A 21,091-nucleotide genomic window follows, 5' to 3' on the forward strand; every position below is an offset into this window, starting at 1 on the left:
GGGGGCGGGACTCTCTGCCGCACCGGCAGGGCCAGCCCGCCTGGGCCCGACGAGGCCCGCAAGGCCGCCCGAGGGCGGACAAACCCGATGAGGAAGGATCAAAGATGACGCTCGACGCGGTGCTCGCCCGGATCGACAACAGCCTGCCCGAGGCTCTGGACCGGCTGATGGCGCTGTTGCGGATTCCCTCGATCTCGACGGATCCCGCCTATGCCGCCCACTGCGACGCGGCGGCCGACTGGCTGGTGGCGGATCTCGCCTCGCTGGGGTTCGAAGCCTCGAAACGCGCGACGCCCGGCCATCCGATGGTGGTGGCCCACGCCCCCGGAGAGGGCCCGCACCTGCTGTTCTACGGCCACTACGACGTGCAGCCCGTCGATCCGCTGTCGCTCTGGGATCGCGACCCGTTCGATCCGGCGCTCGAGGAGACGCCGGTGGGCCCGGTCATCCGCGCGCGCGGCGCCTCGGACGACAAGGGCCAGCTGATGACCTTCCTCGAGGCCTGCCGCGCCTGGAAGGCCGAGCACGGCCGCCTGCCCTGCCGGCTGACGATCTTCCTCGAGGGCGAGGAGGAATCGGGCTCTCCGTCGCTCGTGCCCTTCATGAAGGAGAATGCGGACGAGCTGACGGCCGACCTCGCGCTGATCTGCGACACGGGTCTGTTCGAATCGCGCACGCCCGCCATCGTCACCATGCTGCGCGGCCTGCTCGGCGAGGAGATGGTGGTGCGCGGGCCCTCGAAGGACCTCCATTCCGGGATGTATGGCGGCGTCGCCATCAACCCGATCCGGGTGCTGACGAAGGTGCTGGCGGGCCTGCATGACGAGACCGGCCGCGTGACCCTGCCGGGCTTCTACGACGGCGTGACCGAACTGCCCGAGGCGATCCGCGCCCAGTGGCAGGGCCTCGCCTTCGATCACGCGCGGTTTCTCGGCGATGTGGGCCTGTCGCAGCCGGCCGGAGAGCAGGACCGCACGCCCCTCGAGATGATCTGGTCGCGGCCGACCTGCGAGATCAACGGGATCTGGGGCGGCTACACCGGCGAGGGGTTCAAGACGGTCCTGCCGGCCGAGGCCCATGCCAAGGTCAGCTTCCGCCTTGTGGGCGATCAGGACCCCAACGCGATCCGCGAGGCGTTCCGCGCCCATGTCCGCGCGCAGCTGCCGCCCGATTGCAGCGTCGAGTTCCACGGTCACGGCAACTCGCGCGCCGGCCACATGCGCACCGACTCGCCCGCCTTCGAACAGGCCCGCGCCGCCCTGACCGAGGAATGGGGCCGCTCGGCCGCCTATGTCGGCTGCGGCGGCTCGATCCCCATCGCGGGCTATTTCCAGACGATTCTCGGGATGGACGCCATGCTGGTCGGTTTCGGCAAGGACGACGACCAGATCCACTCGCCGAACGAGAAATACGACCTCGAGAGCTTCCACAAGGGCATCCGCTCCTGGGCCCGCGTCCTTGCACGGGTCGCGGGGTGAGCGTCTCGATCCGCACCGCCACGGCGGCCGACGAGGCCGCCTTCCGCGCCCTCTGGGGGGATTATCTGGCCTTCTACCAGATGACCCTCCCCCCCGAGGTCATCGACACGACCTGGGCGCGCATCCTGGATCCCGCCTCGCCCCTGACCGCCCGGCTTGCGGTGACCGAGGGGCGCGTGCGCGGCTTTGCGCTGCACCACACGCATATCTCGACCTGGGGCATCCACCCGGACGGCTATCTCGAGGATCTCTATCTCGAGCCCGAGGCGCGGGGCCTTGGCCTCGGCCGCGCCCTGATCGAGGATCTGATCGGGATCGGACACGCGAGCGGCTGGCACCGGCTCTACTGGCACACCAACGAGAGCAACACGACGGCGCGCAAGCTCTATGACAGCTTCACCCCGACCGACGGCCATGTGCGCTACCGCCTGATGCTCTGAGGTTACGGCTCGGCAGGCGGGGCGTCCCGGCCCCCGCCTGCACCGGCCTGCGCCATCAAGGCCCCGGCCCGGGACGCATGAAGGCTTCGGCCACCGTTTACGGTTGGATCGGCGAGTGCTGGCCTGACCGCGCAGAGATCGGGCTGCCGCCCGTGTCCCTGAAGTCTGAAAGCGACGTGATGTGTGGGAAGAAGTGGCGCGGTTGACGGGGCTCGAACCCGCGACCCCCGGCGTGACAGGCCGGTACTCTAACCGACTGAGCTACAACCGCGTGCGCCGTCCGGTCGCCGCCGAACGTGAGGCGGGTATTACGCAGCCTCTCGGGCGGCGTCAAGCGCCCCCGCGCCGAAAAATGCGAAAGTCGGTTTCAAGAGCCCGGCCCGGCCGCCCACCCTGCCCCGACACGGTCCCAAACCGGCCGCACCCCCTTGCAGAGTCACCCTCTGCCGCCTATGGCAGGCCATGACCCAGCACGACCGCCTTCTCATCATCGACTTCGGGTCGCAGGTGACCCAGCTCATCGCGCGCCGCCTGCGCGAGCTGAATGTCTATTGCGAGATCCACCCCTATCAGAACGTGACCGAAGCCTTCCTGAAGGGCTTCGCTCCCAAGGCCGTGATCTTCTCGGGCGGCCCCTCCTCGGTCTTTGCCGAGGGCGCGCCGATGCCGCCCGCCTGCGTCTTCGAGATGGGGGTGCCGATCCTCGGCATCTGCTACGGCCAGCAGGTGATGATGCACTGCCTCGGCGGCAAGGTGGAGCGCGGCCACGGAACCGCCGAATTCGGCCGCGCCTTCGTGACGCCCGCCGAAGGCCGCCTCGCCATCCTCGACGGCTGGTTCGAGGACGGGCGCGAGCAGGTCTGGATGAGCCACGGCGACCATGTCTCGAAGATCGCGCCGGGGTTCCAGGTCTTCGGCACCTCGCCCAACGCGCCCTTCGCCATCACCGCCGATCCCGCGCGCCACTTCTACGCCGTGCAGTTCCACCCCGAGGTGCACCACACGCCGAAGGGCGCGAAGCTCTACGAGAATTTCGTGAAGCTCGCGGGCTTCAAGGGCGACTGGACCATGGGCGCCTACCGCGAAGAGGCGATCGCGAAGATCCGCGCGCAGGTGGGCGATCAGAAGGTGATCTGCGGCCTGTCGGGCGGGGTCGACTCCTCGGTCGCGGCGGTCCTGATCCACGAGGCGATCGGCGACCAGCTGACCTGCGTCTTCGTCGATCACGGCCTTCTGCGGCTGGGCGAGGCCGAGCAGGTGGTCACCATGTTCCGCGACCACTACAACATGCCGCTGATCCACGCGGACGAGAGCGACCTGTTCCTCGGCGCGCTCGAGGGCGTCAGCGACCCCGAGGTGAAGCGCAAGACCATCGGCCGGCTCTTCATCGACGTGTTCCAGAAACACGCGGCCGACGTGGGCGGCGCCACGTTCCTCGCGCAGGGCACGCTTTACCCGGATGTGATCGAGTCGGTCAGTTTCTCGGGCGGTCCCTCGGTCACGATCAAGTCGCACCACAACGTGGGCGGCCTGCCCGAGAAGATGGGCCTGAAGCTGGTCGAGCCGCTGCGCGAGCTGTTCAAGGACGAGGTCCGCGCGCTCGGCCGCGAACTGGGCCTGCCCGACAGCTTCATCGGCCGTCACCCCTTCCCCGGCCCCGGCCTCGCCATCCGCTGCCCCGGCGAGATCACCCGCGAAAAGCTCGAGATCCTGCGGCAGGCCGATGCGGTCTATATCGACCAGATCCGCCGCCACGGGCTTTACGACGAGATCTGGCAGGCCTTCGTGGCGCTGCTGCCGGTGCGCACGGTGGGCGTGATGGGCGACGGGCGGACCTACGACTATGCCTGCGCGCTGCGCGCGGTGACCAGCGTGGACGGCATGACGGCCGACTACTACCCCTTCACCCACGAGTTCCTCGGCGAGACCGCAACGCGGATCATCAACGAGGTGCAGGGCATCAACCGGGTGACCTACGACATCACCTCGAAGCCGCCGGGCACGATCGAGTGGGAATGACGGACGCGGCGGGAGCCTTCCCGCCGCCCTTCGCCGCCCTCTGACGGCGTCTGCCTCGTGACGCGCGAAGAGGCCTCAGGCGGCCTCTTCCTCCTCGGCCGACTGGCGCAACCACATGGCGGCGTAGCGGCCCCCGCGCGCGAGCAGCTGCTCGTGCCGCCCCTCCTCGATGATCCGGCCCTCTTCGAGCACCACGATTCGGTCCGCATCGGCAATGGTCGAGAGCCGGTGCGCGATCGTGATCACCGTCCGCCCCTCGCCCATCTCGCGCAAAGAGTCCTGGATGTCGCGCTCGGTCTGCGTGTCGAGCGCCGAGGTCGCCTCGTCCAGCAGCAGGATCGGCGGGTTCTTCAGCAGGGTCCGGGCGATACCCACGCGCTGCTTCTCGCCGCCCGAGAGCTTGAGGCCCCGCTCGCCCACCATGGTCCGGTAGCCGTCGGGCAGCCGCAGGATGAAGTCATGGATCTTCGCCGCCCGCGCCGCCGCCTCGACCTCCTCGGGGGTGGCATGGGGACGGCCATAGGCGATGTTGTAGAAGATCGTGTCGTTGAATAGCACCGTATCCTGCGGCACCACTCCGATGCGGGCGTGCAGCGAATCCTGCGTGACCGACCGCAGGTCCTGCCCGTCGATGCGGATCGCGCCCTCGTTCACGTCGTAGAAGCGGAACAGAAGCCGCCCGATGGTGGACTTGCCCGACCCCGAGGGCCCGACCAGCGCCACGGTCTCGCCGGCCTCGACCCGCAGCGAGATACCCTTGAGGATGATCCGCCCGGGATCGTAGCCGAAATGGACGTTCTCCAGCTCGACCGTGCCGCCCGCCACGGCGAGCGGCTTCGCGTCCGGCGAATCCGTCACCTCGGCCGGCTGGCCCAGAAGGCCGAACATCTGGCCCATGTCCACCAGCGCCTGCCGGATCTCGCGATAGACCGTGCCGAGGAACCCCAGCGGCAGGGTGATCTGGATCATGTAGGCGTTGACCATGACGAAATCGCCCACCGTCAACTGGCCCGCCTGCACGCCATAGGCGGCCATGACCATGACCGCGACAAGGCCCGCGGTGATGAGAATGCTCTGGCCTGCGTTCAGGAACGCGAGCGACTGGCCGGTCTTGACCGCGGCCTTCTCGTAGCCCGCCATGGCCACGTCATAGCGCTCGGCCTCGCGCTGCTCGGCGCCGAAATACTTCACCGTCTCGAAGTTCAGCAGCGAGTCGATCGCCTTCTGATTGGCGTCGGTGTCCTGTTCATTCATCTGCCGGCGGATCTGCACCCGCCATTCGGTGACCTTGAAGGTGAAGGCCACGTAAAGCGCGATGGTCGCCACCACCACCGCCATGTAGGACAAGCCGAACACCACCGCAAAGATGATCGCGACCAGCGTCAGTTCGAGGATGAGCGGCCCGATCGAGAAGAGCATGAAGCGCAGCAGGAAATCGACGCCCTTCACCCCCCGCTCGATGATGCGGCTGAGCCCGCCGGTCTTGCGGCTGATGTGGTAGCGCAGCGAGAGGCGGTGGATGTGGGTGAAGGTCTCGAGCGCAAGCTGGCGCAGGGCGCGCTGGCCCACGCGGACGAAGATCGCATCGCGAAGCTCGCCGAAGGCCACCGCGCCCAGCCGCGCAAGCCCATAGGCCACCGTCATGCCGACCGCGCCGAGGCCCAGCATGAAGGCCGGAGACGGGGCATCGCCCGCCAGCGCGTCCACTGCCGCCTTGTAGAAGAAGGGGGTCGAGACCGAGATCACCTTGGCCAGCACCAGCATGACCATGGCGATGATCACGCGGCGCTTCACCCAGGTCTGACCCTTTGGCCAGAGGTAGGGCGCCATGCGCTTCATCGTGGCCCAGCCGCTCAATTCCGGCGGATTTGCGGGCGTCGGACCCGGCCTCTGTCTCGCTTCGCTCATCGGGGATCTCCTCGGAGAGCCCTACCTAAGCCTGCGGCCATCGGAACACCAGAGGCGGAAAAGGAAGCATTTCCGCCAGAAGAATCTGCGGACACGGATAGCCCCCTGCCCGGTCGGGGCGAGGCGGCGGGATCAGTCGGTGGCGGCCGGCAAGGTGAAGACCTGCCCCGGATAGATGAGGTCAGGATCGCGGATCGCGGAGCGGTTCGCCTCATAGACCTTCACATAGAGCATGCCCGCGCCGAAATTGTCCTGCGCGATGCGCCAGAGCGAGAAGCCGGGCTGCACCGTCACCGTGACGGGCGCGCCGGTCGGAGGTTCGGCCTCGGGCCCGGCTGCAATCCGGCTGTCGGGCACGGCCAAGGGCGTCGTGGCATCGGCGCCCGGCACCCTGGGCGAGGACCCGTCGGCCGATCCGGCGCCTTCGGGCGCGGCGGGCGCAGAGGCTGCGGCCGCGGGCGGGCCACCGTTCTGCGCCTCGAGGGCGGCCGCCACCGTCTCGTGCGTCTCGCGCGCAAAGGGGGTCTCGAACCGGGCCACCACCTCGCCATCCTCGCCGATGCGATCGGCCCGCAGCTGGTAGCGGCCCGGCTCGATGCCGGTGAGGCTGACCGCCCAGGTGCCGTCGGGTGCGATGGCAACCGTGGCGATCTCGCGGTTGTCGAGATAGAGCCGCACGAAGTCGCCCACGCCGCCACGGCCCGACAGGAGCACCGCCCCGTCCGACGCGTAGGAGATCGTGTCCACCGACACGCCCGCCAGATCGTCGAGCGACTCGCCGGCGGGCTGCAGGACCTTGACCTCCCCCTCTCCGAGCAGGAGCGCCGCCGGAGCGCGCGGTTCGGGGGCCGGGGTGGCGGCTGCGGCCGGATCGTCGGCCTCGGCCAGCCTGTCGCGCGGCGCCAGGATGGGCGCGACGATCACGCTGCCCCGGGACTCATGCTCGGTGCCGTCCTCGAGCAGCATGCGCAGAGAGAGCCGCCGGGGCTGCTCATCCGCCGGAAGGGTGAACATGACGGCAAAGCGGTTGGCCGCATCCGCGGTGGTCGAGGCGGCCTCTTCCCCCTCGACCAGCACCTTGACCTCGGAGCCGCGCTGCGCGCGCCCGGCCACCAGCGCCGAGCCGTCGCTCTCGATGCGGACCACGTCGAAGGCGGGCTGCACCACGAGCGGCGGGGCTTCGGGGGCCTGCGCCTCGGGCGGGGCGGCACCGGATGCCGGCCCTGCCGCGGGCGCGGGCATTGCGGACCCTGCGGCTTCGGGCTCGGCCGGAGCGGGATCGGGCGGTGCGGGATCGTGCGGAAAGGTTCCGGGGGTCGCGGACCCCTGGGCAGGCGGCGGAGAGACTGCGGCAAGCTGCGGCTCGGCCGGCCCTTCGAGCACCGCGGGCGGAGCGGGCATCGGACGCAAGGTCCAGCCGTAGTAACCGGCGCCTCCCACCGCGGCGGCGGTTCCCGCCGCAACGGCTGCCCAGGCAACCGATCCGATCCTGCCAATCAGGGCCATCGTCCTTCCACTCCCGGCGCGGTCGGCCGCGCCTGACTTGTGTCCCTCACAGGAACGCGGATATCAAGGCCGGACGCAAGCCCTTATCCACAGGTCGGTCATGTCCCAGCTTCGCTCCGTCTGCGTCTTCTGCGGCTCTCGCGCCGGGCTTCGGCCCGCCTTCGCAGGGGACGCGCGCGACCTCGGGCGGGCAATTGCTTCGGCCGGCTGGCGGCTTGTCTACGGGGCGGGCGACGTCGGGCTGATGGGAGAAGTCGCGCGGGCGGCGCTGGCCGAGGGCGGGCGAACCATGGGCGTGATTCCGACCCATCTCCTCGTCCGCGAACAGGGACGGCGGGACCTGGGCCAGATGGTGATCACCGAGAACATGCACGAGCGCAAGAAGGTCATGTTCATGAACTCGGACGCGATCGTGGTGCTGCCGGGCGGCGCGGGATCGCTGGACGAGTTCTTCGAGGTGCTGACCTGGCGTCAGATCGGGCTGCATGAAAAGCCGATCTTCCTGCTCGATACGGAGGGCTACTGGCAGCCGCTGATCGGGCTGATGGACAATGTCATCCGCCACGGATTCGCCGAGGAGACGCTGCGCGACTACTATGTCGCGGTGGGCGATGTGGACACGCTGGTGGCCCGGCTGCGCACCGCCCTGTCGTGATGACCGGCCGGTGAGGCGGGGGCGCTGCCCCCGCACCCCCGGGATATTTGAGCGAGAATGAAGGGATGGGCCCGCGAGGGTCACATCCGGGAGGCCACGTTCTCCCAGTTCACCAGCTTTTCGAGGAAGTTGGAGAGGTAGGCCGGGCGCTTGTTGCGGAAGTCGATGTAGTAGCTGTGCTCCCACACGTCGCAGCCCAGAAGCGCGGTCTGGCCGAAGCAGAGCGGGTTCACGCCGTTCTCGGTCTTGGTGACCTTCAGGCTGCCGTCGGTGTCCTTCACGAGCCAGGCCCAGCCCGACCCGAACTGGCCCGCGCCCGCCGCCGAGAATTCTTCCGTGAATTTCTCGACCGACCCGAAGCTCTCTGCCAGGGCCTTTTCAAGCTCGCCCGGCATCTTCTTGTCGCCCGGGCCCATCATTTCCCAGAACTGGCAGTGGTTCCAGTGCTGGCTGGCGTTGTTGAAGATGCCGTTCTGCGCCACGGCGCCGGGCTGGTAGGTGCCCTTGACGATCTCCTCGACCGACTTTCCTTCCCACTCGGTGCCGGCGATCAGCTTGTTGCCATTGTCGACATAGGCCTTGTGGTGGATGTCGTGGTGATACTCCATCGTCTCCTTCGACATGCCGAGGGCGGCCAGCGCGTCGTGGGTATAGGGAAGGTCGGGAAGGGTGAAGGCCATCGGTCTCTCCTTTGCTTTCGCAATCCGTAAGTTCGCGGTCAATAAGAGCGCGGCCGGCGGCGAGGTCAAGAGGCCGCGGCGACGGGATGCCGCAGGAAGCCGGAAGCCGTCCCAAGGGCGCGCGGCGAAGAAGCTGACGCCGGGGCTTGAAATGCCGCGAATCGCCCGACATCATCATGAAGAGGAAGCGGGTCATTTCGCCCGCCACATCCTGAATTCATACTTCGGCCGCTCGCGGCGCCTTTTCATAAACCACTCCTCTGCAGGACTTGAATTCATGCTTTACCGGCCCGACGTGGATGGCCTTCGCTCGCTTGCGATCCTTCCGATCCTGTTCTTTCATGCCGGCGTCACGCTCTTCTCGGGCGGCTACATCGGCGTCGACATCTTCTTCGTGATCTCGGGCTACCTGATCACCACCATCATCCGCGACGATCTTGCCGCGGGACGCTTCTCGATCGTGACCTTCTACGAGCGGCGCGCGCGGCGCATCCTGCCCGCGCTGTTCTTCACGCTGGCGCTGACCACCGGCGCGGCGCTGATCCTGTTCCTGCCCGCGCAGCTGATCGACTACGCCCGATCGCTGTTCGCGACGGCGACCTTCACCGCGAACCTGCATTTCTGGAAGAACTCGGGCTATTTCGAGACGAGCGCGCAGCTTCGGCCGCTGCTGCACACCTGGTCGCTGGCGGTCGAGGAGCAGTTCTACCTCATCGTTCCGGTGGCGGTCTGGGCCATATGGCGCTTTGTGCGCCGGGCCGAGATGGCGGCGCTGCTGATCGCGCTGCTGGGCTCGCTCGCGCTCTCGATCTACATGACCGAGCGGGGGCCGACCGCGAACTTCTTCCTGCTGCCCACGCGCGCCTGGGAGTTGCTTCTGGGCTCGCTGGTGGCGATCCTGCCCGCGCGCCTGGCCCTGCGCGGACCGGCGAACGAGGCGGCGGCGCTGGCCGGGCTCGTCCTCGCCCTCGCGCCCGTCGTGCTCTACACCGAGGCGACACCCTTCCCCGGCGTGACCGCGCTTCCGCCCTGCCTTGGCACGGCGCTGATGATCTGGACCGGCCGTTCGGCGCCAACGCTCGTCTCGCGGCTCCTGTCGCTCGGGCCGCTGGTGCGGATCGGCAGGATCTCCTACTCGCTCTACCTCGTGCACTGGCCGGTCTGCGTCTTCCTGCTCTACACGACGCTCGAGCGGCCGGGGCCGGCGCAGGTGGTGCTGGTCGTGGCGCTGAGCTTCCTGCTTGCGCTGATCTCCTACCGGTGGGTCGAGCAGCCCTTCCGCAACCGCACGACCATGGCCCGGCGGCCGGTGCTGTTCGGCTCGGCCCTGGCGGGGCTGGCGGGGTTTGCCGTGCTCGGGACGGTGCTGGTGCAGACGGGGGGCCTGCCCGCGCGCCATCCGGGCTGGCTGGCCACCGCACAGGCCGAAACACGCGAGGGGACGCGCAACTCGTGGCACAACGGCACCTGCTTCTTCGAGCATGACTGGCAGTTCGGCAACTGGAACGCCGAAGCCTGCGAGATCGTGAGGAACGAGGGCAAGCGGGTGCTGCTGTGGGGCGATTCCTACGCAGCCCATTACGCGCCGGGGCTGGAGGCGCAGGCCGAGGGCATACCGCATCGGATCTGGCAATATACCCAGGCCGGCTGCCCGCCCGTCCTGTCCTACTATTCCTTCGCGCGGCCGAGCTGCCAGGCCTTCAACGCCCACGCGCTGGAGTTGATCGAGACGATCGACATCGACACGGTGGTGCTGTCGGCGCGCTGGATTGACCTTCGCTCGCGGGGGATCGGGACGCTGGCCGGCACGGTGCAGGACCTGATCGACCGGGGGATCGAGGTGCATGTCATCGGCCAGTCGCCCCTTTTCGTGACCGATGTGCCGATCATCTCCTACGCCAAGTCGGGCGGCGCGGCCGAGGCCGCCTGGCCGGTCGTCGTCGAGCCGCATCTGAACGACGAGGTGGCCGCGGCCAGCAGCGGCGCGAGCTTTGTCCATCCGATTGCGGCGCTTTGCGGCGACGGGCCCTGCCCCTACCGCGTGGAGGGGCAACTGCTCTTTTACGATGCCGGCCATTTCACCGATTTCGGCAGCCGTCGCGCGGTCAGGGCCTACTTTCCGCTGGCGAGGCAGGTTCCGGTGATCGCGGCAACGGTGGCCGACTGAGGCACCTGCGAAGAAGGCCACGGCCCTTTACGAGCCAGCGGCCTTCCTTCCTGCCGGGCCCGTCTCCGGAGAGATCTCAGGCGGGGAAAAGCTCGCTTCCGGGCCGGGCGGAGTGGGTCAGGATGCCCATCACATAGGCCGCGACCGAGCGGAAGGCGACGAGACGCAAGCCGCCCTCCTCGGCCCAGAAGGCCGCGGGCACCTGCGCGGCCCGCGTGCGGCGCAGCTCGCCCGCTTCCAGCGCGGCCATGTCCACCGGGCAGAGCTTCATCAGAACCTGCGCGGCCTTTTCGCCCTCGATGGCAAAGAGGCAGCGGGCGTCGGAGACATCCGCCACCAGCGCATGCGCCGTGCCCAGGGCCTCGGTCAGCGCGGCCACACGGTCCGCGACCTCGGCGTAAGGCAGCAGGATCAGAAGCTCGTCGGGCGACATCCAGCCCACCCGCACCTCGCCCGCCGGGACGATGCGCCGCTGCGCCGGCAGTTCCGCCTTCAGCACCATCTTCAGCGCCTTCGGCAGCGCCGGCAGATCGTGCTTCGCCCGGAGCGTGATCATCCCCACAGGGCCCAGTTCCCGGACCGTCGCAAAGCCCTCGAAGCTGGCGTTCCCCAGCGCGCTCACCGCCTCAGACATCCTGCTTCTCTCCCGCCTTGTCGTAGAACACCGGATCCACGATCCGCGCCTGCACCACGCCGCCCCAGATCTTCGGGAACTCGATCACCTCGCCCATCCGCTCGGGGCCACGATGGACGAGGCCCATGGCGATCCCCTTCTTCAGCGTCGGCGACCAGTAGGTCGAGGTCACGCGGCCTTGCGTGTTGCGCTGGCCGTTCGCGTTCGAGCCGGGCGCGGGCGCGATGGCGCCATCCGGCAGCACCGAGCCGTCGAGCGTCTCGAGCCCCACGAGCTTCCAGCGGTCGGGGCTGGCGAGGAAGGCCCGCTCCATCCCGCGCTTGCCGATGAAGTCGGCCTTCTTCTTCGAGATGGCCCAGCCGAGGTTCAGGTCCTGCGGGATCACCGTCCCGTCGGTCTCGTCGCCGATCATGATGAAGCCCTTCTCGGCCCGCATCACATGCAGCGCCTCGGTGCCGTAGGGCATGGCGCCGAACTCGGCCCCCGCCTCGAGGCAGGCCTGCCAGAAGGCCAGACCCTGCCCCGCAGGCACCGCCACCTCGTAGGACAGCTCACCCGAGAAGCTGATGCGGAACACGCGCGCGGGAATGCCCGCGATGGTGCCTTCCGCCCAGTGCATGAAGGGCAGCGCCTCCTTCGAGACGTCCATCCCGCCGAGCTTTTCCAGCAGCTTGCGCGCGTTGGGGCCGACGATGGCCACCTGCGCGAACTGCTCGGTCAGGTTGGCGGTATGGACGTGCCAGTCCCACCATTCGCACTGGAGCCAATCCTCCATGTGGGCGTGGATCCGGTCGGCCCCGCCCGAGGTCGTGTGGCAGAGCCAGCTGTCCTTGGAGATCCGCGCCACGACCCCGTCATCCATCAGGAAGCCGTTCTCATTGCACATGAGACCGTAGCGGCAGCGGCCCACGGGCAGGCTCGACATGACGTTGGTGTAGAGCATGTCGAGGAAGCGGCCCGCATCGGGCCCCTTCACGAGGATCTTGCCCAGCGTCGAGGCGTCGAGGAGACCGAGCTTCGTGCGCGCGTTGGTGACCTCGCGGGCCACCGCGTCGCCGTGGCTCTCGCCGGGGCGGCTGTAGCAGTAGGGCCGGCGCCAGAGGCCCACCGGCTCCCAGTAGGCGCCGTGGGCCTCGTGCCAGTCGTGCATCGGCGTGCGGCGAAGCGGCTGGAAGATCTCGCCCCGCGCCTCGCCCACCAGCGCGCCGAAGGTGACGGGCGTGTAGGGCGGGCGGAAGGTGGTGGTGCCAACCGCGGGGATCGGCGCGTTGAGCGATCCCGCCAGCACCGCAAGCCCGTTGATGTTGCTGAGCTTGCCCTGATCGGTGGCCATGCCGAGAGTCGTGTAGCGCTTGGTATGTTCGACCGACTCGTAGCCCTCGCGGGCGGCGAGCTGCACGTCCGACACCTTCACGTCGTTCTGGTAGTCGAGCCACATCTTCGAGCGCAGCGCGGGCGTGGCCCCCTGTGGCATGATCCAGACCGGCTCGGTCGGCGCCTCCTCGGGGCTCTGCGCGCGGGGGGCCGGGCCCGCGCCGCCCACGGCGCGGATGGCATCGGCCAGCACATCGGCCGACAGAAGCTCGCCGTTGGCCGAGCCCGCGGCCGCCACCATCGCCGAGCCGTCGTGGGTGATCGGCGGGCGGGCCGGATCGGGACGGAAGGCGGATTGCGCCTCGTCCCAGATCAGCTTGCCGCCGCAATGGCTCCAGAGATGGACGACCGGCGACCAGCCACCCGACATGGCGACCGCATCGCAGGCGAACTCGTCGAGCACCGCCCCCTCGCCCGCCTGCGCGCAGACAGCGACGCCGGTCACGCGCTTGCCACCCGTGACCTTGGCCACCGCACGGTTGGTCAGGACCGGGATGCCAAGGCTGCGCACCTCTTCGGGCAGCGCGCCGTTGGCTTCGGCCCGCGCATCAAGCACGGCCGGCACGGTCAGGCCCGCCCGGTGGACGGCGATGGCGGTGCGGTAGGCGTCGTCGTTGTTGGTCACGATCACCACCCGGTCACCGGGCGAGACAGCCCAGTTCACCAGATAGTCGCGCACCGCCGAGGCGAGCATCACGCCCGGAATGTCGTTGCCCGCGAACGGCAGCGGCCGCTCGATGGCGCCCGTCGCCGTCACCACCTTGCCCGCGCGGATGCGCCAGAGCCGCTTCTTCGGCCGCCCGTCGCCCGGCGTGTGGTCGGCCACCCGCTCTTCGGCCAGCACATAGCCGTGGTCGTGCACCCCCGCCGCCATGCAGCGGGTCCGCAGCGTGACGTTCGGCGCAGCCTCGAGCGCGGCCACCGTGGCGGCCACCCAGTCCGCCGCCGGGCGGCCCTCGATCAGCACGTCATCGACCGGCGCGCGCCCGCCCCAGTGCGGCGTCTGCTCGAGCAGCATCACCTTCTCCCCCGAGGCCGAGGCGCTCAGCGCCGCCTGCAACCCCGCGATGCCGCCGCCCACCACAAGCAGGTCGCAGAAGGCGTAGGCCTGTTCGTAACGGTCGGCATCGGGCTCTTCCGGCGGCCGCCCGAGGCCCGCCGAGCGGCGGATCACCGGCTCGAACAGGTGCTTCCACGCCAGCCGGGGCTGAAGGAAGGTCTTGTAATAGAAGCCCGCGGGCAGAAAGCGCCCTGCGGCCGCGTTCATCGCGCCCACATCGAACTCGAGGCTCGGCCAGTGATTCTGGCTCGCGGCGGACAGGCCCGCGAACAGCTCGGTCGTGGTGGTGCGCTGGTTGGGTTCCGACCGGCCGCCGCTGCCAAGCTGGACGAGCGCGTTCGGCTCTTCGGCGCCCGCCGCCACGATGCCGCGCGGACGGTGATACTTGAAGCTGCGGCCAACCAGCATCTGGTCGTTGGCCAGCAGGGCCGCCGCGAGCGTATCCCCGGCAAAGCCGCGCATCCGCTTGCCGTTGAAGGTGAAATCCAGAGGGTGATTGCGGTCGATCAGCCGCCCGCCGCGGGCCAGACGCGTGCTCATTTGCAACCCTCCCAGTCCGGCCGGCGGGCCTTGATTCGGGCCACGATGTCAGGGGGCGGCTCGGAGGTCTGGGCGGGATAGGTGCCGAACACCTCGAGCGTCGCGGTGCAGCGCGCGGCGAGGAACCACTTGCCGCAGCCGTAGCTGTGCCGCCACCGCTCGAAATGGACCCCCTTGGGGTTCTTCCGGGCGAACATGTAGGATTCGAAATCCTCATCCGACGAGCCGGGCCCGAAGCGCTTCAGATGCGCTTCATGACCCGGGCTCAGTTCGGTCTCCTCGGCTTTCACGCCGCAATAGGGACATTCGAGGATCAGCATGCGCGTGCGCTCCGGTCAGGCCGGGCGCAGGCGCCCGGTTCATTCGATGGGATAGATGACGGTGGGGCGGTTGTTGGCGTCCGACGAGCCGCCGAAGTTGCCCGTCGAGAAGATGCCGGCCAGAGACAGCGCCAGCAGGGCCCCGGCGGCAAACCCGCCTGCCTGGTAGCGGTACTTCCAGACCGTCTCGAAATCGCGCTGGCGACGGGCGGCGACTTCCTCTTTCGTGGGCAGGCGCTTCCAGATCCAGGTGACCGGATCGATCTTGAGTTCCTCGTCGTTGAGAAGCTCACGCGACTTCTGGACGAGGCGCGAGTCGTTCCAGCGCTTTTCCCAGCCGTATTTCCTGAGGTCGTCCCGCACACGGGCCCTGATCTGATCGAGGGACGGGATGTCGTCGATGAATGAGAACATGTCGGCGTCTCCAGAGAGTTGTGCACAGGAGATACCGCATGGGGCACGGGCGTCAAAGCGACACGGTAACGCGGTTGCATCAGTGCGCGACCCCGGCCGCGACCGATTCGTCGATGAAACGGCCCGCGCGGAACCGATCCATGCCGAATTCCGCGGCAAGCGGCCCCGGTTCGCCCCGGGCCACCAGTTCCGCCATCGCCCAGCCCGAGCCCGGGATGGCCTTGAAGCCCCCCGTGCCCCAGCCGCAGTTGATGAAGCAGTTGCCCAGCGGTGTCTTAGAGATGATCGGCGAGCGGTCGCCGGTCATGTCCACGATCCCTCCCCACTGCCGCAGCATCTTGAGGCGGCTGATGATCGGGAAGGTCTCCACCAGCGCGCGCAGCGTCTCCTCGATGTGGTGGAAGCTGCCGCGCTGGGTGAAGTTGTTGAAACTGTCGGTGCCGCCGCCGATCACCAGTTCGCCCTTGTCGGACTGGCTCATGTAGCCGTGGACCGTGTTGGCCATCACCACGACATCGATGCAGGGCTTGATCGGCTCGGAGACCAGCGCCTGCAGAGCCACCGCCTCGACCGGCAGGCGGAAGCCCGCCATCCCGGCCACCTGCCCCGAATGGCCCGCCACCACGATGGCAAGCTTCTTCGTGCCGATGAAACCCTTCGTCGTCTCGACCCCGGACACGACGCCGCCTTCGGAGCGGACGCCCGTCACCTCGCACTGCTGGATGATGTGCATCCCCATCGCCGAGCAGGCCCGCGCGTACCCCCAGGCCACCGCATCGTGGCGCGCCGTGCCGCCGCGCTTCTGCAGCAGCGCCCCCAGCACGGGATAGCGCGGCCCGTGGATGTTCATGATCGGCACGAGGCGCTTGACCTGATCCGGCCCGATCCACTCGGTCTCGACCCCCTGGAGGAGGTTCGCATGGACTGTGCGCATGTAGCCGCGCACCTCATGGTGCGTCTGTGCCAGCATGAGAAGGCCGCGCGGGCTGAACATGACGTTGTAGTTGAGATCCTGGCTCAGCGTCTCGTAGAGGCTGCGCGCCTTCTCGTAGATCGCGGCCGAGGGGTCCTGCAGGTAGTTCGAGCGGATGATCGTCGTGTTGCGGCCAGTGTTGCCACCGCCGAGCCACCCCTTCTCGATCACCGCGACATTGGTGATCCCGAAGTTCTTGCCGAGGTAATAGGCCGTGGCGAGCCCGTGCCCGCCCGCGCCGATCACGATCACGTCATACGAGGACCGGGGCTCGGGCGAGGCCCAGGCGCGCTCCCATCCCGTATGGTGGCGCATCGCCTCGCGCGCGATGGCGAAGACCGAATAACGTTTCATGGTGCCGACTCCCCGTCTCGGGCCTTTAGTGCCTTCTGGAACGAGCAGGAGTTATAGCCCCGCGCGCAAGCGGCACAATCCGCACAAATGCGACATCACGCGGATGCGACGGGCCCCTGCGTCCCGATGACGGCGTTTTGACCCTTTTGCGCATGCAGGCGAGGCCTTACATGGAGGCCGTCAGCATGGGGGACTGCATGGGGATGACGCTGTTCTGGATCCTCGCCGGCGTGATCGCGCTCGGCGTCGGTGCAATCCTCGTGCAGGCGCTGCTGCGCGGCGGGCGCGGGGCTGCGCCTGCGGCCGCCTATGACATGCAGGTCTACCGCGACCAGCTGCGCGAGATCGAGCGTGACCTCGCCCGCGGCACCATCGCCGCCGAGGAAGCTGACCGGCTCAAGGCCGAGGTCTCGCGCCGGTTGCTCGAGGCCGACCGCGCGGCGCGAAGCGGCGAGAGCGACCGGCGCGCGCCCGGATCGGCGGCGATCGCCGCGACAGGCGCGGTGCTGCTGCTGCTGGGCGGCTCCTTTGCAGCCTACCTCGACCTCGGCGCTCCGGGCTACCCGGACATGCCGCTCGCGGCGCGGATGGCCGATGCCGACGCCGCCTATCGCGACCGTCCCAGCCAGGCCGAGGCCGAGGCGCGGATGGCCGCCTCGCATGCGTCCACGGCCCCCGCGCCCGACCCGCAGTTTGTCGAACTGATGGAAAAGCTGCGCGAGGCCGTCACCCGCAACCCGAACGACATCCGCGGGCAGGAGCTGCTGGCGCGGAACGAGGCGGCTTTGGGCCACTACGCGGCGGCGGCCCGGGCGCAGGAGCAGGTGATCGCCCTCTCGCAGCCCAAGGCCACGGCCGAGGACCATGCCGCCCTGGCCGAGCTGATGATCCTGGCCGCCGGCGGCGCCGTCTCGCCCGAGGCCGAAGCACAGCTGACCGAGGCCCTGCGGATCGACCCCTCCAACGGGACGGCCCGCTACTATTCGGGCCTTCTGCTGGCGCAGACGGGCCGGCCAGACATGGCCTTCCGCCTCTGGCGCGCGCTGCTCGAGGGCTCGCGCCCCGGCGACCCCTGGGTGGCGCCCCTCCGGGCCCAGATCGAAGAGCTGGCCTGGCTGGCCGGTGCGAAATACCAGCTGCCCCCGGCCCCGGCCGAGGACACCGGCACCCCCGGCCCGACGCAGGAAGAGATGCAGGCCGCCGGCGAGATGACGCCCGAGCAGCGGCAGGAGATGGTGCGCGGCATGGTCGAGGGGCTGAACGAGCGGCTCGCGACCGAGGGCGGCACCGCTTCGGAATGGGCGCGGCTGATCTCGGCCCTCGGCGTGCTGGGCGAGACCGACCGTGCCCGCGCGATCTATGGCGAGGCGATGGGCCGGTTCGAGGGGCGCGAGCCGGATCTGGCCGCCATCCGCGCCGCCGCCGTGCAGGCGGGGGTGGCCGAGTGATCCACGAGAGCATCGAGGAGTTTCTTGCGGCCCTGCCCCGCAGCGGCGCGCTGATCGGGCTTGATCTCGGGACGAAGACCATCGGGGTTGCGGTGACCGACGGGCTGCGCCGGATCGCCACTCCACTTCTGACCATCCGGCGGACCAAGTTCACCGAGGATGCGGCCAGGCTGCGGGCCATCACCACCGAACGGGGGCTGGTGGGGATCGTGCTCGGCCTGCCGCGCAACATGGACGGCAGCGAGGGGCCTCGGGCGCAGTCCACCCGCGCCTTCGCCCGCAATCTCTCGCAGGTGCTGCCGCTGCCCATCGGCTACTGGGACGAGCGGCTCTCGACCGTCGCCGCCGAACGCGCGCTGATCGAGGCGGATACGTCGCGGAAGCGTCGCGCCGAGGTGATCGACCATGTGGCCGCCGGTTATATCCTGCAGGGGGTGCTGGACCGGCTGGACTGGCTTGGCCGAGAGAGGAACGCATGAAGGACGAGATCTGGAGACGTGACGAGATCGAAAGCCCCTGCGTCAAGCTCTGCACGATCCATCCCGAGGAACGGATCTGCGTCGGCTGCGCCCGCACGATCGAGGAAATCGCGGGCTGGTCGCGCATGACGCCCGAGGCGCGCCGCGCCGTCATGGACGACCTGCCCCAGAGGGCGCCGCGCCTGACCCGCCGCCGCGGCGGGCACGCGGGCCGCACCGGGGGCTGACACCCCGCCCGCCTCCGCCCCACCGCAAGGAAACTTGACCCGACGACAGCCGGCCGGACCGGGAACTTTCGGCCGCATTCATGCATCCGTCATGCATCTTGTCAGTCTGCCGGATAGTCGCGTCATGTTCCTTCTGTCGATCGGTATCTTCCTCTGGGTCGGGGGCCACCTGTTCAAGCGGATCTTCCCCGAAGTCCGCGCCCTGATGGGCGACCCCGGAAAGGGCCTCATCACGATCATCATCACGGTCGGGCTTGGCTTGATGATCTACGGCTACCGGACGGCCGACTACATCCCCGTCTACACGCCTCTGCCCGAGATCGGCTATCTGAACAACCTGCTAATGCTGGTTGCCATCGTGCTGCTGGGGGCGGGGGTGCTGAAGGGGGTGATCTGGACGCGCATCCGGCACCCGCAGTTCCTCGCCACCATGATCTGGGCCACGGCGCATCTGCTGGTGAACGGCGATCTTGCTGCGATCCTGCTGTTCGGCAGCATGTGGCTCTGGGCGGCGGGCTCGATCCTGCTGATCAACGCGCAGGAGGGAGAGTGGGTGCGCCCGCCGCCGGGACCGCTGCGGCGCGACGCCGTGCTGGTGGGGATCGGGCTCGCTCTCTATGGCGCGATCACCTCGACCCACATCTACCTCAACCACAACCCCTTCATGGGCAGCTACTACTGATCCCTTCCAGCGGATAATCCGCCAGTTCCTCGTAGCGCGCGCCCTTGGGGCCGAGGAATGACCGGTAGAGGACGAAGCGCGTCACATCGAAGGCGCCCGCCTGCGAGGCCGCCCCCCCGGCCACGGCGCGCTCGAGCCGCATCCGCTCCTCCGGCGGGGGTGGAGAGAAGCGGCCGAGCGTGACGTGGGGCTTGAACCGGCGACGCTCGGGCTCGATCCCGGCGACCCTTGCGGCACGCTCGACCTTGGCCTGAAGACGCTCCAGCGGGGCCGACGGGCTCACGCCCGCCCATGCCGCGCGGGGCCGGTCCCCGCCGAAAAGCCCGAGCCCCACGATCTCCAGCCGGAAGGGCGGCATGACGATCCCGGCGAACCCCTCGTGCGCGGCCTCCAGCACCGCTTCCTGCACTTCGCCCAGAAACAGAAGCGTCAGGTGCAGGTTCTCGGGCTCGATCTTGCGCGGCAGCGGCAGAAGGAACTGCTGCAGGACGAGGGCCGAGCGGATCGCCTCGGGCAGCGGGATGGCGACGAAGGCGCGGATCATCGGCGCGCCAGACGAGCGAGCCGCTCCCGGATCTCGGGCCGCACCGGACCTTCGCGGGGCGGGTCGCGCAGCGTCTCGATCATCGCGGCCGCGGGCGGCGGGCGCCCGCCGCCGACCCAATCGAGTGCCTCCAGCACCGAGCGCGCGGATGCAGGCAGGCGGTCCGGGATCTCGTGGCCGGAGAGGACGGCCCAGACGCCCGCCCAACAGCGGCCGACGGACCAGGGATTGTAGCCCCCGCCACCAAGAACAAGGAACCGCGGCGCCACGGGGCGCAGGGCCGTCACCACCTCGAAATGCGCATTGTTCGACAGCGACAGCCGCGACAGCGGATCCTCGTCCAGCGCGTCGGCTCCGCATTGCAGCACGAGCGCCTCGGGGCGGAAGGCCGCGAGCCGGGGCAGGATCAGCCCCTCCAGCGCGGCGCGCATCTCGGTGTCGTTGAAACCGCGCGGCACCGGCAGGTTGAAGCAGTTCCCGCCCCCGTCCGCATCAAGCGTGCCGGTGAAGGGCCAGCGCCCCTCCTCGTGAACCGAGATCAGCAGCGCCTCGGGATCGCCCGCAAAGGCATGTTCCACCCCGTCGGGATGGTGGGCGTCGATATCGACATAGGCTATGCGCCGCAGGCCGGCGCGCCGCAGGACCAGCATCCCCAGCACCGGGTCGTTGAGATAGCAGAAGCCGTTCGCCCGATCCGGCAGTCCGTGGTGCGTGCCTCCGCCGGGGACATGGACGCAGCCGCCCGCCCGCAGAAGCTCGGCCGCCAGCATGACGCCCCCTGCTCCCGTCGCAGGCCTGCGGAACATCTCGGGGAAGACGGGATTCGACAGCGTCCCCAGCCCGAACGCGGCCAGCGTGCCGGGGGCCGCAAGCCCCGCCTCGGCGGCCTGAAGCGCGGCGACATACTCGGGGTCGTGCCAGATGTGCAGCGCGGCCGGCTTGGCGCGCGGTGCGCCGCGGTAATTGGCGGGCGAAAGCCAGCCCATCGCGCGGGCCAGGTCCATCACGGTCGAGACGCGCGGAACGCGCAGCGGATGGCGCAGCGGATGGCGCAGCCCGTAGCTCGAGCCGCGGTAGATCTCGGACCCGATGAAGATGGGCTGATCGAGAGGCGATGGGGGCGCGGCCGGGCTGCGCACCCCGGGCGGGGCCCTCTCCGCCTCTTCCGATACGCCGATCATGGCCGCAG

The 21,091-nt window shown here is 69.1% G+C and carries 19 protein-coding genes and 1 tRNA gene; 9 read left to right on the forward strand and 11 right to left on the reverse strand.

Annotated features, from left to right (window positions below; genetic code table 11):
• The first annotated feature begins 104 nt into the window (after nucleotides 1-104).
• Both FG154_RS02770 and FG154_RS02775 read left to right on the forward strand, forming a co-directional pair.
• Nucleotides 105-1,478 carry a M20/M25/M40 family metallo-hydrolase gene (locus FG154_RS02770; protein WP_145104152.1) on the forward strand — a complete coding sequence of 458 codons (1,374 nt, stop codon included), beginning with the start codon at nucleotides 105-107 and terminating at the stop codon, nucleotides 1,476-1,478.
• Nucleotides 1,475-1,918: a GNAT family N-acetyltransferase gene (locus FG154_RS02775; protein ID WP_145104154.1), complete on the forward strand. Its 444-nt coding sequence runs from the start codon at nucleotides 1,475-1,477 to the stop codon at nucleotides 1,916-1,918. The genes FG154_RS02770 and FG154_RS02775 overlap by 4 nt, the downstream gene beginning before the upstream one ends.
• Before the next feature lie 194 nt (nucleotides 1,919-2,112).
• Here the strand turns inward: FG154_RS02775 and FG154_RS02780 are convergent.
• Nucleotides 2,113-2,189 (reverse strand) — tRNA-Asp (locus FG154_RS02780).
• A 191-nt stretch (nucleotides 2,190-2,380) separates the two neighbouring features.
• On the opposite strand from FG154_RS02780, the gene guaA reads away from it, so the two are divergent.
• Nucleotides 2,381-3,937, forward strand: a complete 1,557-nt coding sequence (guaA, locus tag FG154_RS02785; protein WP_145104156.1) for a glutamine-hydrolyzing GMP synthase — start codon at nucleotides 2,381-2,383, stop codon at nucleotides 3,935-3,937.
• 75 nt (nucleotides 3,938-4,012) lie between these two features.
• Here guaA and FG154_RS02790 read toward each other — a convergent pair whose 3' ends face one another.
• Both FG154_RS02790 and FG154_RS02795 read right to left on the reverse strand, forming a co-directional pair.
• Nucleotides 4,013-5,845, reverse strand: coding sequence for an ABCB family ABC transporter ATP-binding protein/permease (locus FG154_RS02790; protein WP_145104158.1), 1,833 nt, complete (start codon nucleotides 5,843-5,845; stop codon nucleotides 4,013-4,015).
• Between the two features lie 132 nt (nucleotides 5,846-5,977).
• Nucleotides 5,978-7,351: a LysM peptidoglycan-binding domain-containing protein gene (locus tag FG154_RS02795; RefSeq protein ID WP_145104160.1), complete on the reverse strand. Its 1,374-nt coding sequence runs from the start codon at nucleotides 7,349-7,351 to the stop codon at nucleotides 5,978-5,980.
• A gap of 100 nt (nucleotides 7,352-7,451) precedes the next feature.
• On the opposite strand from FG154_RS02795, the gene FG154_RS02800 reads away from it, so the two are divergent.
• A complete protein-coding gene (locus FG154_RS02800) occupies nucleotides 7,452-8,006 on the forward strand; it encodes an LOG family protein (protein WP_145104162.1) in 555 nt (184 codons plus the stop codon).
• 80 nt (nucleotides 8,007-8,086) lie between these two features.
• Here FG154_RS02800 and FG154_RS02805 read toward each other — a convergent pair whose 3' ends face one another.
• Nucleotides 8,087-8,686 (reverse strand): superoxide dismutase, encoded by a 600-nt coding sequence (locus FG154_RS02805; protein WP_145104164.1) that lies wholly within the window; start codon nucleotides 8,684-8,686, stop codon nucleotides 8,087-8,089.
• Nucleotides 8,687-8,963: 277 nt separating this feature from the next.
• Here FG154_RS02805 and FG154_RS02810 point away from each other — a divergent pair, with 277 nt between their 5' ends.
• Complete coding sequence (locus FG154_RS02810) at nucleotides 8,964-10,853, forward strand: acyltransferase family protein (protein ID WP_145104166.1); 1,890 nt, start codon at nucleotides 8,964-8,966, stop codon at nucleotides 10,851-10,853.
• 76 nt (nucleotides 10,854-10,929) lie between these two features.
• On the opposite strand, the gene FG154_RS02815 is transcribed toward FG154_RS02810, so the two are convergent.
• The 5 genes from FG154_RS02815 to FG154_RS02835 all read right to left on the reverse strand — a co-directional run bounded on the left by FG154_RS02815 (nucleotide 10,930) and on the right by FG154_RS02835 (nucleotide 16,522).
• Nucleotides 10,930-11,487 (reverse strand): sarcosine oxidase subunit gamma, encoded by a 558-nt coding sequence (locus FG154_RS02815; protein ID WP_145104168.1) that lies wholly within the window; start codon nucleotides 11,485-11,487, stop codon nucleotides 10,930-10,932.
• Nucleotides 11,480-14,461: a sarcosine oxidase subunit alpha family protein gene (locus FG154_RS02820; RefSeq protein WP_145104170.1), complete on the reverse strand. Its 2,982-nt coding sequence runs from the start codon at nucleotides 14,459-14,461 to the stop codon at nucleotides 11,480-11,482. The genes FG154_RS02815 and FG154_RS02820 overlap by 8 nt, the downstream gene beginning before the upstream one ends.
• Entirely contained in the window at nucleotides 14,458-14,781 is a 324-nt protein-coding gene (locus FG154_RS02825) for a sarcosine oxidase subunit delta (RefSeq protein WP_145104171.1), read from the reverse strand. Before FG154_RS02825 ends, FG154_RS02820 begins: the two co-directional genes overlap by 4 nt.
• 39 nt (nucleotides 14,782-14,820) lie before the next feature.
• Nucleotides 14,821-15,195: an MFS transporter gene (locus FG154_RS02830; RefSeq protein WP_145104173.1), complete on the reverse strand. Its 375-nt coding sequence runs from the start codon at nucleotides 15,193-15,195 to the stop codon at nucleotides 14,821-14,823.
• 79 nt (nucleotides 15,196-15,274) lie between these two features.
• The gene (locus FG154_RS02835; RefSeq protein ID WP_145104175.1) at nucleotides 15,275-16,522 is read right to left on the reverse strand and encodes a sarcosine oxidase subunit beta family protein; all 1,248 of its coding nucleotides are present in this window, start codon (nucleotides 16,520-16,522) and stop codon (nucleotides 15,275-15,277) included.
• Nucleotides 16,523-16,692: 170 nt separating this feature from the next.
• On the opposite strand from FG154_RS02835, the gene ccmI reads away from it, so the two are divergent.
• The 4 genes from ccmI to FG154_RS02855 all read left to right on the forward strand — a co-directional run bounded on the left by ccmI (nucleotide 16,693) and on the right by FG154_RS02855 (nucleotide 19,358).
• Nucleotides 16,693-17,970 (forward strand): c-type cytochrome biogenesis protein CcmI, encoded by a 1,278-nt coding sequence (gene ccmI, locus FG154_RS02840; RefSeq protein ID WP_145104177.1) that lies wholly within the window; start codon nucleotides 16,693-16,695, stop codon nucleotides 17,968-17,970.
• Nucleotides 17,967-18,449, forward strand: a complete 483-nt coding sequence (ruvX, locus tag FG154_RS02845) for a Holliday junction resolvase RuvX (protein ID WP_145104180.1) — start codon at nucleotides 17,967-17,969, stop codon at nucleotides 18,447-18,449. Before ccmI ends, ruvX begins: the two co-directional genes overlap by 4 nt.
• Nucleotides 18,446-18,676, forward strand: coding sequence for a DUF1289 domain-containing protein (locus FG154_RS02850; protein ID WP_145104182.1), 231 nt, complete (start codon nucleotides 18,446-18,448; stop codon nucleotides 18,674-18,676). The genes ruvX and FG154_RS02850 overlap by 4 nt, the downstream gene beginning before the upstream one ends.
• A gap of 124 nt (nucleotides 18,677-18,800) precedes the next feature.
• Nucleotides 18,801-19,358 (forward strand): NnrU family protein, encoded by a 558-nt coding sequence (locus FG154_RS02855; RefSeq protein ID WP_145104184.1) that lies wholly within the window; start codon nucleotides 18,801-18,803, stop codon nucleotides 19,356-19,358.
• On the opposite strand, the gene thpR is transcribed toward FG154_RS02855, so the two are convergent.
• Both thpR and FG154_RS02865 read right to left on the reverse strand, forming a co-directional pair.
• Nucleotides 19,339-19,902, reverse strand: a complete 564-nt coding sequence (gene thpR / locus FG154_RS02860; RefSeq protein ID WP_145104186.1) for an RNA 2',3'-cyclic phosphodiesterase — start codon at nucleotides 19,900-19,902, stop codon at nucleotides 19,339-19,341. The genes FG154_RS02855 and thpR overlap by 20 nt on opposite strands.
• Complete coding sequence (locus tag FG154_RS02865) at nucleotides 19,899-21,083, reverse strand: acetoin utilization protein AcuC (RefSeq protein ID WP_246100112.1); 1,185 nt, start codon at nucleotides 21,081-21,083, stop codon at nucleotides 19,899-19,901. The genes thpR and FG154_RS02865 overlap by 4 nt, the downstream gene beginning before the upstream one ends.
• Nucleotides 21,084-21,091 lie beyond the last annotated feature (8 nt).

The organism is Cereibacter sediminicola (assembly GCF_007668225.1).
Taxonomy (GTDB): Bacteria; Pseudomonadota; Alphaproteobacteria; order Rhodobacterales; family Rhodobacteraceae; genus Cereibacter_A; species Cereibacter_A azotoformans.